Origin of the sequence: Desulfoluna butyratoxydans, assembly GCF_900699765.1 — a bacterium.
Taxonomy (GTDB): domain Bacteria; phylum Desulfobacterota; class Desulfobacteria; order Desulfobacterales; family Desulfolunaceae; genus Desulfoluna; species Desulfoluna butyratoxydans.
Genome location: NZ_CAADHO010000008.1, coordinates 236824 through 253840, shown reverse-complemented (window position 1 = coordinate 253840; position 17017 = coordinate 236824). Strand labels below are relative to the sequence as shown.

At 62.8% G+C, this 17017-nt stretch carries 14 protein-coding genes; all 14 read right to left on the bottom strand.

Annotation, left to right across the window (positions count from 1 at the left end; all coding sequences use genetic code 11):
* Window positions 1-4: 4 nt before the first annotated feature.
* The 14 genes from MSL71_RS20135 to MSL71_RS20070 all read right to left on the bottom strand — a co-directional run bounded on the left by MSL71_RS20135 (window position 5) and on the right by MSL71_RS20070 (window position 16905).
* Window positions 5-2536 carry a DUF748 domain-containing protein gene (locus tag MSL71_RS20135; protein WP_180143918.1) on the bottom strand — a complete coding sequence of 844 codons (2532 nt, stop codon included), beginning with the start codon at window positions 2534-2536 and terminating at the stop codon, window positions 5-7.
* A 44-nt stretch (window positions 2537-2580) separates the two neighbouring features.
* The gene (locus MSL71_RS20130) at window positions 2581-3810 is read right to left on the bottom strand and encodes a type II secretion system F family protein (RefSeq protein WP_180143916.1); all 1230 of its coding nucleotides are present in this window, start codon (window positions 3808-3810) and stop codon (window positions 2581-2583) included.
* A 302-nt stretch (window positions 3811-4112) separates the two neighbouring features.
* Window positions 4113-4727, bottom strand: coding sequence for a CPBP family intramembrane glutamic endopeptidase (locus MSL71_RS20125; RefSeq protein ID WP_180143908.1), 615 nt, complete (start codon window positions 4725-4727; stop codon window positions 4113-4115).
* The gene (locus MSL71_RS20120) at window positions 4724-6142 is read right to left on the bottom strand and encodes a HEAT repeat domain-containing protein (protein WP_180143905.1); all 1419 of its coding nucleotides are present in this window, start codon (window positions 6140-6142) and stop codon (window positions 4724-4726) included. Before MSL71_RS20120 ends, MSL71_RS20125 begins: the two co-directional genes overlap by 4 nt.
* A 189-nt stretch (window positions 6143-6331) precedes the next feature.
* On the bottom strand, window positions 6332-7597 hold the full coding sequence (locus tag MSL71_RS20115; RefSeq protein ID WP_180143903.1) for a prolipoprotein diacylglyceryl transferase family protein: 1266 nt from the start codon (window positions 7595-7597) through the stop codon (window positions 6332-6334).
* On the bottom strand, window positions 7588-8514 hold the full coding sequence (locus tag MSL71_RS20110) for an eCIS core domain-containing protein (RefSeq protein WP_218951089.1): 927 nt from the start codon (window positions 8512-8514) through the stop codon (window positions 7588-7590). Before MSL71_RS20110 ends, MSL71_RS20115 begins: the two co-directional genes overlap by 10 nt.
* Before the next feature lie 22 nt (window positions 8515-8536).
* Complete coding sequence (locus MSL71_RS20105; RefSeq protein ID WP_180143901.1) at window positions 8537-9502, bottom strand: hypothetical protein; 966 nt, start codon at window positions 9500-9502, stop codon at window positions 8537-8539.
* A 290-nt stretch (window positions 9503-9792) separates the two neighbouring features.
* On the bottom strand, window positions 9793-10197 hold the full coding sequence (locus MSL71_RS20100) for a hypothetical protein (RefSeq protein WP_180143899.1): 405 nt from the start codon (window positions 10195-10197) through the stop codon (window positions 9793-9795).
* Window positions 10198-10202: 5 nt separating this feature from the next.
* Window positions 10203-11420 (bottom strand): DUF6519 domain-containing protein, encoded by a 1218-nt coding sequence (locus MSL71_RS20095; RefSeq protein WP_180143897.1) that lies wholly within the window; start codon window positions 11418-11420, stop codon window positions 10203-10205.
* Between the two features lie 13 nt (window positions 11421-11433).
* On the bottom strand, window positions 11434-11961 hold the full coding sequence (locus MSL71_RS20090; protein ID WP_180143895.1) for a hypothetical protein: 528 nt from the start codon (window positions 11959-11961) through the stop codon (window positions 11434-11436).
* A complete protein-coding gene (locus MSL71_RS20085; RefSeq protein WP_180143893.1) occupies window positions 11949-14288 on the bottom strand; it encodes a hypothetical protein in 2340 nt (779 codons plus the stop codon). The genes MSL71_RS20090 and MSL71_RS20085 overlap by 13 nt, the downstream gene beginning before the upstream one ends.
* Window positions 14288-15871, bottom strand: a complete 1584-nt coding sequence (locus MSL71_RS20080) for a baseplate J/gp47 family protein (protein WP_180143891.1) — start codon at window positions 15869-15871, stop codon at window positions 14288-14290. The genes MSL71_RS20085 and MSL71_RS20080 overlap by 1 nt, the downstream gene beginning before the upstream one ends.
* A gap of 273 nt (window positions 15872-16144) precedes the next feature.
* On the bottom strand, window positions 16145-16510 hold the full coding sequence (locus MSL71_RS20075; protein ID WP_180143889.1) for a GPW/gp25 family protein: 366 nt from the start codon (window positions 16508-16510) through the stop codon (window positions 16145-16147).
* The gene (locus tag MSL71_RS20070; RefSeq protein WP_180143887.1) at window positions 16507-16905 is read right to left on the bottom strand and encodes a hypothetical protein; all 399 of its coding nucleotides are present in this window, start codon (window positions 16903-16905) and stop codon (window positions 16507-16509) included. The genes MSL71_RS20075 and MSL71_RS20070 overlap by 4 nt, the downstream gene beginning before the upstream one ends.
* Between the last annotated feature and the right edge of the window lie 112 nt (window positions 16906-17017).

Below are 17017 nucleotides of genomic sequence, written 5' to 3'. Positions count from 1 at the left end.
GTTGTTAGAGCGTCAGCTCGGCTTCCGGTTGTTTCTGGGCGGAGACGGTGAAATCGGGGCGGCACACATGGATGCGCCCCGGTGCGATGCCCTCTTTGGCCAGGATGTGGCGGATGGCCCTGCCGCGCTGTTGTGCCAGGTCCAGGTAGCGTTCCCGTGCGGGAGGTTCCGGCGCCTCAGGCGCGTCGGCATTCTCCGGTGTTTCCCCGTGGGGCGCCTCGGGTGTGACGAGGTCCTCTGCCACGGCGTTGGCGCAGACGGTGAGGTTCAGGAACTCTTTTTTCTTCATAAGCCCGGCCACCACCTTGAGGTATTCGAGGCCCTCCGGGTTGGGCTCCGTTGCTCCCAGGGCATAGCCCACGGAGTCCAGGTGGATTTCCGTGACCATCTCTCCTGCTTTTTCAGCCACCATGAGCAAGGCCCCGTAGGGCTGGAGCAGGAAGGAGAGGTAGGAGACCGAGGCCGTGGTGATGGCCTTGGTCATGGCCACCTGAATGATGCTGTTCAGGCTGATATCCGGGTTGTGGATGTCTCCGTGGACCGGAATGGAGAGGCTGATGGTGCCGTTGCCGTCCTCCAGGATGGAGAGGGCGTAGTCCAGGGGCATGGAGAGATTCTTCATGGTCTGGTGGGCGGTGTCTTCGTCGTCCGGGACCAGCTTGAGGTTGCGCAGGGTCAGCTGGTTTCTGACATCAAGGATGCCCGCGTCGATATCCAGGGTGGAGTCCGCGGTAAAGCTTCCCCGTTTGATGAGGTAGCCCAGGGCCTGGGAACTGTAAGGCGACAGCGAGGAGAGGTTGATGTTGGCAACCCGGGCTTCCAGGTGCGCCGAGACATCATGTGCCAGGGGCCTCACGGTTCCGGTGACCGACAGGGTTTCGTAGGTGTCCAGCTCGGCAACGAGGCTCAAGGGGAGGTCCTTGTCCGGGTCTGCCGTGTCAATGTTCTGAATCTCCAGCCGCTTGAGGGTGACCCCCTTTTCAAAAACGGGCCTGACGCTGCGGTCCGTCAGGTGCAGGAAAGGGGAGCCTGAGATGCGGAAGGTGTTGATTTTTGCCGTCACGATGGGCCTGGGGGCCGGGGGTGGGGTGTTCGGGACCTCGGCCTCGGACGGAGCGGGGGCGGAGTCGCCCCAGTGGAACGCCGTCAGGCTGTTGAGGGTATTGAAGAAGGTGAGCCGTCCCGACGGGTCCCTTACCAGGGTGGTGACCACATCGTCGATGATAAAGGTCTCGGCCCGCAGGTGGCTGAGCTCTTCCAGAGCCATGCCGGTGATGTCCACGGAGCCGATCTCGGACAAGGGAGGCAGGGCCGCGAGTTTTTTCAGGGAAATATGGGGAACCCGGATGTCGGCAAGGCCCTTTGCCTTGATATCGTAGGCGAAAAAGTGGGCCAGGGAGGCGATCTTCACGTCGGTTTCGCTGTCTGAGGCAAGGGCTTGCCTGACGCTCAGGTTGCCACGGGCGGCAAGGCCGTCCTTGCGTGATGGGTCAAAGCTCAACTCACCGTCCCAGACAATGCCTTCATGGCGAAGGCGGATGCCCCCTTCGGGGTAGGCGATATCAAGCTTGCCGTTGCTCAGGGATCCCAGGGTGCGAAGATCGGTGAGGGTGCCGTCTTTGTCCAGGGCGACCCAGACATCTCCGAGCCAGGTGATCCCCGCATCCCGGAGGGTGACAGCCGGGTCTGTAAGGTGGCCGCCGACATGGGAGAGGGAAAGGGTCCCGGTCTGGCTGAGGGTGGTCCCGGCTTCAGGGGCTTGGGTGATGGTAAAGCGGGTGTCAACGGTCAGCTCGCCTTCCAGGGCGGCGACCCGGGGTGCAGCCAGCCCGGAAAACGGCGAAAGGGCAAAGTCGGTGAGCTGGACCCCGCCCTGCACGGAGGTTTCCGGGCCAAAGGGGACAAGATCCAGGGAGACGAGCAGGGGGCTCTTGTTGAGGGCTCCGGTGATCTCAAGGCGTGATACCTGCTCGGGTTTCCACGTGGAAAGGCCGGTGAGGGAGGCGTCCTCCAGGGCAATGACCAGGTCCAGTTTGGGAAGGGACAGGTTCACCGAGGTGTTTCGTGCGGTGAAGGTATCCACGCCCACATGCCAGGGTGTTTTGCTTTCTTTGTCGTCACGGGCCGGGGGCTCGGCATGGGGTTCACCGGTGGAAATGGGGAACCCGCCTGCCATAAGGGACGTGTCCTGTCGAACCATAAGGTCCAGCCCATCGATGTGAAGGGATTGGATGCGCAGCCGCTTACGCACCAGGTCCGTCATGGCCAGGTTTACGCCAAATCGCTCCAGGGAAGAGGCTTCACCGCTTTGGGCGCGCAGGTGCACCCCTTCCACCACCAGGGTGCCGGCAAAGAGGTTCACGTCCACATTGTCGATGCGGGCCTCCATGCCTTTGGACGTGAGCCAGAAGAGCGCTCCATGCTTGATGGCAAAAGGCACGGCGGACACGAAGAGAAGGATAACAAGGGCCGACACGGATGTGATGATGCCGCCCCGGGATTTGACGGTGGATTTGATCTGGCGCAATTGTTTCAATGTCTTACCGTTTGAGTCTGTGGCTTGGTTTGGCTGTGCCCGCCCTATCCGATGAGCTGGTTCATGGAAAAAATGGGCAGGCAGATGGAGAGGACAATGAATCCCACGGTGGCACCCATCACCAGGATAATCACCGGCTCGATCATGGAGGTGAGGCTCTCCAGGGACGACTCCACTTCTCCTTCGTAGACATCGGCCACCCGCCCCAGCATCTCTTCCAGCTTGCCGCTTTTTTCCCCCACCTTGACCATCTGCACGGCCAGCAGCGGAAAGACCCCGGACTGGCCCATGGCCTCTCCCAGATCTCCTCCCTTTTCAACTTCCCCGGCCGCACCGGCCGCTGCTTCGGCAAGGACCAGGTTGCCCGCCACGTTCCGTGCCACGTCCATGGCCGTGAGCATGGAGACTCCGTTGGTGAGAAGGGAGCCCAAGGTTCGCGAGAAGCGGGTGACAGCCACTTTTCGCACGAGGTCACCGGCAACGGGGAGGCGAAGCAGGAACCTGTCGATGAGCATGGCTCCCTTTTCCTTCTGCTTGAACCGCCTGAAGGCGGTGACCGTAAGGATCAACAGCAGGGGAAAAACCCACCAGAACGTACCGAGGATCTCCCCGCTGCGCAGGAGAATGCGCGTGGGCAGGGGAAGGGCCTGGCCCATGTCGTTGAAGATCCCCGCCATCCTGGGCACGATAATCGTCATGAGAAAATAGAGGATAAGCACCCCGATACAGGTCATGAGAAAGGGGTAGGTGAGGGCGGCCCGGATGCGGTTTGTCAGGGAGAGCTGGCGTTCGCCGATTTCAGCCAGGCGTTCCAGGACAACGTCCAGGGTGCCCGACGCCTCTCCGGCCATGACCATGTTGATAAAGACGGGGCTGAAAATGCCCGGATAGGAGGAGAGGGCCTCGGCAAAGCTGCTCCCCTCCTCGATGCTGTCCTTGATGCGGGAGAAGACCTGCTTGAGGCGGGGTGTCTCCACCAGCTGAATAAGGGTGTCGATGGCAGAGACCAGGGTGAACCCGGCGTTGATGAGGGTGGCCAGCTGGCGCGTGGCCAGGGTGAGATCCCTGGGGCGCACCCGGCTGAAGAGAGCGCCGATACGGTTCAGGTTGAATCGGCCCGAGGCGATGCTGCGGTCGGACACTTCGGTGACCTTCACCGGATAGAGACGCCCGGCCCGGAGTTTCTGTCGGGCAGCCTGGGCGCTGTCGCAGTCCATGATGCCCGTGGTTGTTTTTCCCTTGTCTGTCAGGGCGCTGTATTCAAAAAGTGGCATGGCTCAGTACTTGGATCACCTGTGATCGTTGTGGCGCCTTTAAAAGGCGTGGTTGCACGACGTTAAGGCCGTTGTGTCACCGTGACGGGGAAAGGGGGCCGGGCAATGGCGACTTGCTGCAGGTCGTCTCAACGGTGATGGTATCGGTATGTGGGTTTGGGTTGCGTTTTTTCAGTCTGACAGGTGGTCGCGTGCAACCCGGAACCCTGATGTGGCGCGGGTTCCTGCCTGTCTTTGAAACGGCCGTAATTTGCGCCGGGGCCTTTGTTTTTCAGGGCCCGACAAATTTCGTCCATGATGCCTCATATAAGAGAAAGAGTAAAGAGCGCTGTGTTTCCCGCCCCATGGATGATGACGGGTACGGCCAGGTGGCCCTCTTTTTCATAGGCGACGGCAAAGAGAAGCCCCCCTGCAAGCTGTGTCACGGGAACCACCCCATGCATGGCGTGGGCGGCAGCAAAAACCAGGGTGCTGATGAGGACCGCCGGGATCACCCCCATGGGGCGAAGCAGGCGGTACACGATGCCCCGGAAGAACAACTCCTCGGCCAGGGGAGCCACCAGGCAGCCCGTGACAAAGAAGAGGGCCAATGTGGACGGATCCTGGGGCAGGTGCATCCTGATCAGGTGCAGGGGGTTGATGCCCGCAACAGCGAGAACCAGGGCGACTGCCCCCACAACGGCACCGAACCCCAGGCACCATACGACGCCCCGTTTTGTGGCCTGGGTGAGGGCCTCGAAAGAGAGGCGCCCTAAGTCGCCCCGGACAAACCGGTCCCTGAGCAGGAGAACCATGATCGTGCCCTGGACGATTCGGAGAACAAGGATGAGAGCAAGGGGAGGCGCCATGGGGGCAAGGCTTTGCCCGGCCGCCTCCAGCAGGAGTACAAGGGAGGCGGCAACAAGGCTTCTGGTCATTTGGGGCTCTGGTGCCATCCCAGCCTCCCCATGGCTCGGTAGCCATACCATTGAACGTACCATTGCGGGCGGGTGGCCACGGCCTTTTCCAGGGGGATGAGGTACCCCTTGTCCTTTGTCTGCCCCATGGCTCCCAGGGCCTGGCAGACCACGTTGGTGTCCGGGTCCCGGGAGAGTGTGGTGAGGATGTGTCGCCTGAGGCGGGGATCACGGATGCGGGGTGCTGCCAGGGCGGCCCGGTACCTTACAAGGGCGCTGGGGTGGGCGGCCGCCCGAAAGATCACCTCTCCGGCGGTGGCTTTGTGCGTTTTTGTCCGGGCCAGGGCGTCAAGGGCCCGGGTGGTACTGTCCGGTTGGGAGAGCCCCACGGCAAGGAGGGCCACGAACAGAAGCGCGCAGGATGCCACCGTTACGGTGGCTGCGCGCGCTGCCGTGGGCAACGGCAAAAAGAGGCCCAGGGCCAGGGTCACCGAGGTGTGAAAGAGGAGATAAAAGAGCAGGGGAAAGGCCGTGAACAGGGAAAACCAGGTGAAGCTGCGCAACGGCCCAAAGGGATCGGCTGTTGCCGAAAACGCCCGGAAGGCCTTGGCGGGCTCGCGGAAAAAGTCCCGGGCCGCAACGGTTCGGGTCGCCCCGGGCGCTGCAAGGGTTACGGTGTCCCGGCCACGTTTCAGGGTGTAATCCGTGGGCCCTCCGGGCAGGGACAGGTGCCCCAGGCGCCTGATGGCGGAATGGGCCTTTGGGCTCTCTCCTTCGACGTTCACGGTGACCTGGCTCTTCTGGGACATGCCTTTAAAGGCCTCTGCGGGAAAGAGGGTGTAGGTGTAGTAAAAGTGACGCACCGCGTTCCCTGCCGGGTTGTCAAAGAGGAAGGCGTCCCGGAAGCCGCTGAACAACCCCCTGGGAAGGACCAGGTGGGTGCCTGCGATACAGAGGGCAAGGATGACGGGAATCAGGGCATGGAAGAGAAGGGGCTTAAAACGGGGCCCGGTGGCTTGTTGTCCTGCGGGCAGGAGCACGAGGTAAGCGCCGACGGAGCCCAGGAGAAGGGGAGAGGTTTCAGAGCGGATTCCCAGGCTGAGAAGGCAGCCCACCAGAAAGAGTCCGTGGAGGCCTGTGGCTGTTTTTCGGGAGAGAACCCCTTGTCGGTAAAGGAACGGGGCCACCAGGGCACTGGCAAGGACAAAGGCACCGGAGGTGACCGTGAAAAATATCGCCCCGCACAGGGCCGCCTCCCAGCTGGCAAGGGGCGGCTGGGTGACCGGGTTGGGCAGGGCAAGGAGCCCTGCTTCTGCGATGGCCCTGGTTTTTTCCAGGAGAAAGAGGTTGCTCCTCCGGACAAAGACACTCGCCCCCAGATGGAACAGGCCAAGGGCCAGGATGCATGAGGCTGCGGATGTCAGGTATCGTTTCATCGCTATCCGGTGTGTTTGAGGTCGCTAACTTAAGGATGGCCATGGCCGTCGGCAGAGACTGGAAGGCGCCGATGACCTACTATGGCACGCTTTTTCGCGAAAAAAAAGGCACGTTCCCCCATCGGCTTGTGGTGTGCCGATGGCGGTCGTGCCCATAGGGTGCCCGGAAAAGAGACGAAGACCTGCCGCTTAAGCCTTTACGGGTGTTTTGCCCTGGTGAGTCGGTTCGGTGAGGGGGATCCTGCTGGTGTCGGCCATGGTTGAAATGACGGCAAGATTTCCTGCCAGCAGGTGAAAGATTCCCGGCCGCCCCTCGAACAGGAGGGCGGCGGGCTGCTTGACCAGCCTCAGGCAGAGGCGCGCGAGCCTGCGGGCGTCATGATGTGAGAGAAGGTGGTCCTGGGAGGAGAAGGCGATGTAGGAGATGGGGGCGCCTTCGTGGGCAAGGGATTCGGTGGAGATCCGGATACCGGAGCCCGTGGCCGTCAGCACGATGGCGGGTTGACTCGCTCCGTCGGACGGGGAGGTGTCCTTTGCCTCCTCGTCAAACCATGAAAGGCGTGCGGCCAGTTCTTTGACGTGGGCCGGACGAAACAGGCGGGCTGTCTGGCGGTGCGAAGGGCTCACGGCCAGGATACACCCGGCGGAGGCGGGCCCGGCAAAGGCCAGGACGTGCCAGGAGAAAAACGGGATGGCCTGGACGGCTGCCGCAAAGAGGACTCCGAGCATGAGAAGCACGCTGAGGCACTGGGCCTCGGAGAAGGGCCCCAGAAAAGCCCGCGCCGTATCTCCCCGGTGGAATTCCAGAAAAAACCGGCCCAGGCCGTAGAGCACGAGGTAGGAGGAGAGGCCGCTGCCCGTGGGGAAACCGGCCAGCAGCAACCCGGAACCTGTGACCACGCACAAAAAGCCCCAGAAGGCCTCAACGGCCTGGACCGGAAAGAGCCGGACACCCCTTAGGTATGCGGGAAACCCTGCGGCTACATGGGCATCTCCGTAACAGATACCCCATCCATGGGGCCTGCCGTGGCAGCATCCCGCCATGAAGCACCCGAAGCGCCCCGTGGCCTGGAGCAGGCCCACGGCCAGCATGACTACTTCGGCATGGGCCAGGGAAGAGGAGAGGCCCAGGGCCATGCCGGAAAGGAGAAGGGCGGGCACCAGGGTCACCACATGGCGCAGGTAGACGAAGGTCTCTTTCAGGGTCAGGATTTTTACGGCGAGGCTGTGGATCCAGAAGGTGAAAACCGCAAGGCCCATGAGAAAGAGGATGGCGTTCAGGGAGAGGCCGAGGCAACGGGTCAGCCCCGTGGCAAGCAGGAGGGCCGCACCGGCCCCCAAGGTCCCGAAGGCATGAAACACGGGGATGTGTTTGCCAAGGACGGTGAGGATGGGCGAGACGCGGTGGTCCCAGGAGGCAAGGCACGGCTCGGAAGGTTCGATGATTATATGCATTGGTCGTAGATGCGCTCCCAGTACCTGCGCTCTTCGTGGGTGAGGTCATTTCCGTGTCGGGTCAGGAGCCGGACGATCTCCCTTTGGATCTGTGCGCGGACGATGACGGGCACCGCGGCAACGGCTTCGGCCTGCACGTCCAGGGGATACCCACCGGTGGCCGCCACCTCAAGGGGCGTGCTGGTGAACAGGGTGACCAGGGGCCCGGCCACCAGGGCCTTGTTCAACCAATCCCCGGACTCGATGATGTCCTTGATCCGGTCAAAGGTTTCCCGTGAGTGGGGCCCTAAGAAGGCGGGCGGGTTCAGGGGCGGGTGGGAGCTTGTGCATCGCTGGAGCCGGATGCCGGAGCGAAGGGTTGGCCCTGTGTGACGAGCAACATGGGAAGAGATGTCCCGGACTCCGTGCCAGAGGGTTTTCAGGGCGCCGAAGGCATGGCGGTTGGCCTCGGCCTCCACGGTTGCTTCGTTTCTGGTGGGGAGCGGGTGCCCCTCGGGTTCCCGCTGGAGGGTGTGGGCCAGCTCATGGGCCAGGAGCACCTTTCCTGCCGGATGTCCGGGGAGGTAGGTGCCGGTGTCGAAGACAATGTCCTGACCTGCGGTGAGGGCAAAGGCGTTGTGGGCTTTTGCCACCCCTGCGGCCCGGGCGCTGGTGTGGATGCGCACGTTGGAAAAATCGGCGTTGAAGGCCGACTCCATGCGGGCCCTGACCTCTCCGCTCAGGGGAGCCCCGTCCCCCAGCTCGGAGGCAAGGGGATGGCTGTGGTGGGCCATGGCCTCCATGGTTCTGTTTCCGAGGCATCGCCTTACCTGTTCGCGGGCATCGGTGGGGCCGTGGGGTGCGGCGGACGGCCGGGTGCTTTCAATATGGCCCGGGGAGACAGGGGCCTTGGAACGGCGGGGTGTTTTGGGTGCCAAAGGGCTCTCCCTGGGGATGGGATCAGTTCCCTGACGGGGGTGTCAGGTCGTTTATGGTGAGGGATCTCAACGCATCGTCGGTCATGGCCACCTGAAGGGACATCAGGGCCTGATGCAGCTCCAGGGTCTTTCCCGGGGTGTTTTCGGACGTCTTCAACAGGGTGCCCAGGGCCTCGGGAGGCTCGGCTATGAGGTTGCCCAGGGGGCGGCTGGACGTACCGGAGAGAGCGGACAGAGACGGGGGAAAATTCAGGATCATGCGCGCCTTGGTGCGGAACTCCAGGAGCTTGCCCGAGGGGACGGCATCGGTGTGCTCGCCGGGGACCACCCGGGCAAGGTCGGAAAGGGTGTGGATTCCCCTGGCCGTGAGGGCCGCCTCATAGGTCTTGCCGATGCCGTCGATGCCCTGGAGGGGCAGGGACGCCCCGAAGGTCCCCAATGCCTTTTCCTGGAACGACTCTCCGGAAAAATCGAGGCGGAGGGTGCGCACCAGGGTGGTGCCGGAGGCCAGGTCGATGCGGGGGTGGATCACCCGGTTGATCATCACCCCGCTGTCCTTTTCGTCCGTGGCGTCTCCGCCGAAGAGGGCAAATTCCCTGAGGCGGAGCCCGTTTTTGTCTCCCCTTTCCCCTGCGGTGAAACGGACGCTGATTTCAAGGCAGCTGGTGGGTTCGGACACCGGGCGGTTGTCCGGGCCAAGGAAGGCGAGGTCCGACGGGCTGAGGGTTTTTCGGCAGCACTCACGCTCAAGGCGCGTGTCCTGTGGGGACGGGGCGGGCGGCTGGCCGTCCCAGCCTTTGTCCCCGATGCCCACGGCAAGGCTGAGGATTCCCCGCGCCTGTTGATGCCCCTTCATGAGGGCGGCAAGGAGGGTGAAGCACCCGGACACGATCTGGTTGGACTGCCAGCCGCCGTCAAGCAGTACCCGGTGCTTTGCGTCAACCAGTGTATCCCGGTAGGTTCCGCAGATGGAAAACACAGAAGACATCAAGACTCCTGATCCATTGATCGCCTTTCGTTCGGGGCGCCAGCGCATCGTCCCTTCGGAGGATCCGGGGAGCCGGGGACCTTCCCCCCGCACTCCCCATCCCCTCCTAACCCTGTACTTCCGGGTGGGTACGGGAGCCCGCCTTTTCCCGCGGCGGCACGAACCAACGGCCACGCGACGGCGGCGCCCCGAACGAAGGGCGACCAATGGAGAATAAACGTGATTGTGGTAACTATTCAGCTCAAAAAAGGCCTCCGACGGCCCTGCCGGAGGTACGCTTTTGGGACCGACTATTTTGAAATCAGCGACGCCAGGGGTGCAGGCAGGTTTCTGCGTTGCAGGCGTCTGCTGGTTTCCGGGTCGTTGAACCGGGCGAGCTGTTTGATGAGGGTCGGGTGGCGTTCCGGGTCCACGGTATCGGCCATTTTTCGGACCAGGGCACGCTCCCTGGGCTGGGACATGTCCGCGTGTTTGACGAGGACGCTCTGGATCAGGGGGTCGTCTATCTCCACCAGCACCGGCACAATGGCGTCAAAGCACGCCTCGTGGTCTTTGCGGAACTCGGGGATCACCTCGATCCAGCAGGACGCCGGGGTGTGCTTGAGAAAGTCGAGAAATTTCAGGATTTTTTCGTCTCTGGAATCCAGGATACCAGCACGCTCAAAGGCTTTCCAGATCAATTTTTTTTGGGGCATGGGTGTTAGTCCTCCGCAAAGGTGTAGACGTACCACATGAGGTCGACCTTTTCATTGCTGGACCCGTTTCGGATGTTGGTGAAGCGGATGTTGACGTCGTAGGCATTCTGGTCCTCCCGGGAGGTGTAGATGAGCTCGCTGCTCACCTCGGCTTTGCCCGCCTCCGTGACATCGGTGATGGCCACGCACTGCATGTAAAGTTTCTTGATGCCCACAAGGGGATCCACGTTGGCTTCCACCAGCTGGGTGACGGACTGCTCGGGCATCAGGTCCATGACACTGCCGCTGTTCACCAGGTCGATGCCCAGCTTTTTCCGGGTAACCGCACCGTTGGCAAGTCCCTCGGTGCCGACGGGCTTGCCGTTGTCTTCGCCGCTGTGGTCGTGGCCGCCTGCGGCAAAGGCGATTTTGGACTCATCAATGGCCGCGTCGGACCGGACCTGATCGTTGCCCACCACATGGTGGCGGAGCTGGCCCCCCTTGGTGAGGGACTCGTCCAGTCGGTTGCCGATGTTGCCCTTGATGCCCCGGGCATCGCGGATCTCTTCCGAAAGGTTTGTCAGGCGAATCCCGGTGGCCCGAAGGTCTGCGATGTGATCTCCGGTGATGGTGGCCCTGCCCGCCGGGCGGTTGAGGCGGGCTATGGGGTAGAAGGCGTGGCCCGCGGCTGGGTTGGGCGGAAAGAGGCTCCCTTCGGCCACGCGCACCGCCCATTCGCGCTTTAGGCGCACACAGGTCTCCAGGCCGATGGCGGGGTTGACCAAGGCGCCGTCCTCATCGCTGTCCACTTCCCGTTCCCACACATCCAGGTAGACCGTGTCGGCGCGGACATTGCGGGGGGTGGTCAGGGGGGCCACGGGATCGACCCCCCATCGCTCTGCAAGGGCCGGGGCGTTGAACAGGGGCTGGTGGGAAAAGCGCATGTTGGAGACGTTGATGACATCCATGCCCTCCACCAGGCAGCGGCCCGCGCCTTCTGCGGTGCCGTCGCCCCCTCGGATAACGAAGTCGTTTTGCCTGCCCGAGGCCGAGAGGATTTCAAAGCCGTCGTTGCCCTGGGGAACGCCGTTGCCTGCGAACCACGTGAGAAAGGCCTGGAGTTCGTATTTGCGGATATCCTCCTGCTCGTTCCAGTCCGCGTCCACCAGGGGAACCCCCTGCTGCAGGCGGACCCCCACGTAACGGTTGAGCCGATCAAAGGTGTCTCGTGAAAAATTGCCCATGCTCGCATCCTCGTTAGAAGTGTAATCGGATCTTTCGGATCAGCGTCGCTGATGCGTCTTTGTGGATGACCGGGTGCCGGATGGAGTTGATCATGAAGTACGTCCCGTCAAAGGTCCCGAACAGGCCGAACTCGCGCAAGGGGCACGTGCCCTCCGGAGTCCCGGGGGCCGGGTACCCCGGTTCCAGGATGGCGGTGATCTGCAACCGGCTGGTGGGTGTGGCCACCTCGTTGTTGTCCTCGTCCAGATAGATCAGGTTCAGGGCGTTCAGGGGCATGGGGTGAGGACAGGGGGAGATGAGGTCCGTTGCCGACGGATCGGGTGCCGGGGGGCCGTCCTGGTCCCATGAGCCCCGGCCCGTGCCGAAGGCAAGATGATGGATGCCCCCCGAGGCGTCGCCCTTCATGAACCCGGCCAGGAGAATCCGGCACTGCCGGGCGATGGTGTTGGAGGACCAGCCGCTGTCCGAGAGGATGCGTCCCTTGCCGTCCTTGAGAATATCGCGGTAGATACCCTTGAGTTGACCGCCTAACTGTTCCATGGGTCGTCGTCTCCTGTGAGGCCGGTGTGCCAGGTCCTGATGTGGATGTTTTCCTTCGGGGGCGAGGCCTTGACGCTTCCGCCACCGGGGGCTTTGGGGCTCCAGGATCGCAGCCTGCGCCATTGAGGGATTCTGTCGGTATGATGATCCGTGACCCCCGGAAGGTGTTCCCGGTTCACCGTGGTCAGGCTGGCTTCGGTGCCGTCGTTGATGACACGGGGCGTTTCTGCCGTGGGGTCATCGTAGGTGTAGATGTGCTCTGCGTACACCGCCGGTTCGATGATGAAGACATGGCGCGCCTGGATGGGGAGAAACCGGTGGACCACCCCGTCCAGGAGGTTTCGGCTTGTCAGGATGTGCTCGGGGTCTTCCCGGTCCGGGGTGAGGTAGATGCCCAGGGTCTCCCGGGAGTACCAGGTGGTGTCGTCCATTCTGCCGTTTTTACCGGTGTCGCAGGTGTACGTCTGAAAATCCTCGAAACTTCCGTGCCGTGCGTTTTTTGCCGTGTGCCCGGCCACGGCCGCCACGCTGCCGCAGCAGCGCAGGTCCCTCGTTTCCGTGGCCCTGTAGACGGCGCTTTTGTGCTTCAGGGGCTTGCAGGCCCGGTACAGGACCGTCAGGGTGCCTGAAAGGTCCAGGGGGCAGGGAAACCGTTCCGTATAAGGGGAGGCGGGGGGGCCTTCGGATTCCACCCAGCTGCCGGTGTCCCCATGGAATGTTGCCTGTCGGACGGAGCGGTCGCCCCCATGGTCCGAGCTGAAAAAGAGGTGGAGGCGCCCTGTGTCGTCCACCAAAGGGGCGGGGTCTGACTCCCCTGTGCGGTGCGGGGCGCAGGGTTTGCAGAGAACAGGGCCCCAGTCCGAGGTGTCCTGGGGATCCACGCTTTCCTTGAACCGGTACATGACGCGCCATTGTTTTGGGGGATCTCCCGGGCCGTGCACTCGCTCAGCCCAGAAAAACCCTAAGCGCGGGCCGGTGTTTCCGGGGAGGCAACAGGCCGTGGGGGGATGGGCCAAAGGTGCCGGGGAGAAGGGCATACCTGGCATAACGGCGGTGGGGCCCGGTTGCCATGCATGTCCGTCATGCAGGGTGTATCGGGTCTGCCATCTTTGGCGATGCTCTTCCTGCCAGAAGAGCCAGAGTCTGATGCCGTCGGATACGGCCACGGGGTGCCTGCGCTGGCTGCGGGTGTCCGTGAACACCTCGGTATCGGACCAGCGACCATGGCAAAGCCTGCGGAAGCAGATTCGCCATGTGCCTGAAGGGGTGTCCAGGGAACTCCAGAAGAGCCACAGGGTGTCCCCCTGGCGAGCCGTTGAAGGGTCCCTGTCTAAACTGGAGCCGCTGCTTAAAGGGAGACTCGCCCCCCAGCCTGTTTCCGGGTCGTGGCGCTTTCCCCAGATATCGCAGTGGTTTTTCCTGATTACATGGGAGAAGACCCAGGTGGCGTGGTCTTCATGCGTGGCGGATACGGGCCTGCCGTCGAAGGCGGCGTTTACGGAAAAAGGGGCCTCCCCCTGCCGCCATCTGCCCGAGGCATCGCGCTCGGTGTACCAGAGCATGAGCTGTTCCGGGGTGTTGGACAAAAAGATGTTGTGGACAAACTCCTTGGTGCGGCTCTCCCAGCCGGTGAGCCGTTTTACCGTGGCTTCCACCGTGGGAACCAGCCCCACGGTCTTGTAGAGGTGGGGGGCGCTCCTCACCTCGTTGCGCTGGGTGTCGAGTTCCTGGCGGTAGTCGGGCTGCCAGCCGATCCACCGGGCCAGCAGGGGCAAGAGGTTGCCGTCGATCCTGTCCCGGTTGTGAAGGTCCAGGCTGGCCCTGGCGTGGCTGTGGAGCTGGTCGAGGACGCTGCCGGGAAGCTCCAGAAAGCGCCGAAGCTGCCCGGCATTTTCAAGGGCTGTCGGCACGCCTGCCGAGGCATCGGGTACGGTGGTGTCGTAGCGGTGGGTGATCCTCGGGAGGAGGTCGTACATCATCTGGGCCGAGCCAAAGGGCGAGGTGGCCATGGCGTGGCAGCGGTTGCCGGGGGCCTCGGCATATCGGGCTGGAGAGCCCCCAAAGGGAAAGAGGCTGTAGTAGTGAACAGTCTCTCCTCTTAAGGGGGCGTCGTTAAATGTGTGCCGGAGTTTTTCGCCTTGAACCGGTTGGGCACAGGGGGCAGGGCCGTCAAAAACCACTTCCCCGTCATCGGGGGCCACAGGGTAGGTACCGGTGCGGCGCACGATGCGGACACCGGGATGGCCGGACGGATCCGGGTTGGTCCAGGTGAGGCGGATGCCGTTGCCCTCGGCGGTGGCTTCGCCACGGAGGTCTTCAAGGCGCATCAGCGGCTCCCGTCCACCCGGAGACGCATGCCGTGGGCGTAGTCGGCGTTGCCGTCAGGCACCACGGGGATCTCGTGGTCTTCAAGGATGAGTTTGCCCGAGGGCGCCACCGTGCCGGGCGCTTCGCCTTCCCGGCGGAACTCGTCGATGCTCACAAAGGCCACCCCTTCCACGGCCTCCATGGCCTCGTAGAACTTGCTGAGGTAGAGGGTCTGGCCGAAGTCCACCCGGGGCAGGGCCAGGAGCGCCCCTGCGGCGGCAAGGGTTTTATCCCTGACCTCTTCTCGGGGGTAATGGCTCTGGACCCCGATCTCGGCAGAGATCCAGACGGGGACATAGGTGACATCTTCAATGCGAATCAGGGTGGTCACGGGCCGCTTGTCTTCGAAATAGGCCAGGAGGCTCTCTTCCAGCACATCGCTTACCCGGCCTCCGCCTTCCGGGGCCACGTGGAGGGTAACCCGGTTCCAGCTGTCGGCCACGGCCTTGACCTTGGCCACTCCCTTGAGGTTCAGGGCCAGGGCCTTGTAATCCTCTTCGGTGACGGCCCGCTTCAGGGAGCGGAAGACCGAAGGCGCGTGCATGACAGCATGCTCGATGCTCTCCCGGTCCGCGCCGCCTGTGGCGGCCTCACTTTGAATGACCGTGGCGCCGTTGATGCTTAAAGGGGCCGCGTCGGCAATGTTTCGGATGGCCCCAGCGGGTACGTTGCCCATGATGCCGCCGCCAACACGGTAGGTTGCCGTGATCTCGGCCCCGCTCTCGGGCACGGCCCCGAAGGCCCCGTCCCCAAAGAGAATGGTGGCCCGGTCCCGGTCATCGATTTCGATGACATAGTCCTTCTGGTTGTTCCGGCTGAAGGCAAGGCTCTCCTGGAGGGTCCATTGGGTGACGGCGTCCCCCAGGCGGGTGGTGACGAGGATGTCCCGGTGTCGCTTGCCGGAGGTCCCGGCCGCACGGAGGATCAGGCCGGTGCGGCCAAGGGGGAATCGCTGGTTCCGTCCCCCGTCGGAGAGGCCCAGGTGCTCCTCTTTCACAAGCCTGCCCTCCTCCACGGGGACCCCGCCCGTGCCGGTGACCGGGTTTTTTCGGAGGTGTTTCCGCTGGGTGGACGGGTCCACGGCCAGGGCGCCGCAGTCGATGACAAGGGGCGTGTCCCGGGTGTATTCGAAGCGAACGCTCGGGGCGCCGCTGTCACTTGCCGTGGTAAAGGCGTGGCCTTTTTCAATGGCGATGACGGCCCGGCAGCTCGCCGGAAAGGAGAGTTCCAGGGTACAGGAGGCCGGGGACGCCGTTGCCAGGCTGTACCCGATGAGCTTCAGGTGGTCGATGACGCTTCGGCGGGTGCGGGCCGTGGAGAGAAAACTCTCGGTGGCCACCCGGTCCTGGTAGTAGCTGAGGATGTCCCCCATGTGGGCAAAGAGCTCTAAAAGGACGTTGCCGAAATCCGCCTCAGACTCACCCGGCCGCCATTCGGGCAGCCTGGACGAGATAAGTTCCTGCATGGCCCGAAGAAGGGAGTCGTAGTCCCGGGCCATGTAATCCACCACCTGGTGTTGTCCTGTGACCTTTATCTCTGCCATGTTATTTCCCGATTTTTTTGAAACGATTCAGCACCCGTTTGCCTTCAATTGTCAACGTAGCAGGGCCAACGCATTTAAACATTCAGTTGCCTCCGGCGGGTCGCTTTTTGAAAAAAGCTCCGCAAAAATTTTCCGGTAATCATGGAGAGGGGGTATGCCCTGCAGGGCCGAATCCTCAATAAACAAAAACCTGTTTGTCAAACTTTTCAAAAGTTTGGCCCCCGGCAGGGCCGCCGGAGGCTGTTTCGGGCTGAATGGTTACTCGTTTTTTTACTATTTAAAATGAACGCGCACGGCCTGGCGGGTCTGGTCCTGCGTTTGGGTGTAGGCCACCTCGATGGTGACGGTTTCGTCCTGGTGGGAGACGTTGACGCCCTCCACGGTGATTTCATCTCCCATCCATCGCATGAGGGCGTGGCCGATGGTGAACTCCACGGCGGCTGCCAGCACCGGGTTGTTGCCTTCGAAGACGAGGTTGAAGAGCCCGCAGCCGAATTCGGGCAGGCGAACCCGCTCGCCGGGGGCCGTAAAGAGGACCTGGATGATCTTTCCCCGGATGGCTTCGTCCCCTCCTGTGGCGGTGATGCCACCGGCCTTGGTGACGGAAAAGGGAAACCCAAAGGCGGTGCGGGCGGTCATGCGAGGCGTCCTTTAAGGGCTGTGGGGGGATCCGGGAGCTCCCCGGGCTGGGGGAGGGCAGCCAGGTCCGCCTTGAGCTGAAGGTTTGCAGGCGTTTCTGCGGCCCATTGGTCCACGGCCTCAGCCACCCCTTTCTGCCACTGGGCCAGCGACTGCAGCCAGCGGTGGGTCTGGTCCACCCACTCCCAGAACGGGGGATCCTCCTGGGAGGATGAAACCGCGTCGGTGTGGGCGGTGACAATGCGGTAGACCGCCTCGGCCAGGGCTCCCATGTTCTCACGGACCGCGGGCTCGTCCATGTTCTTGCCCAGGCTCTCGTCTTCCCGTTCCAGGCGGGCGCGCATGGCGTTGATGAATTCGGTTGTGGCAATCTCATGGTTGGGCCCGAGCCCCATGGCACTCTCCTTAAAAACATAGAAAAACGTGAATGACTCGGTTTAAACAAGCCTCCGGCGGCCCTGCCGGGGGCCAAACTTTTAAAAAGTTTGACAAACAGGTTTTAAGCAA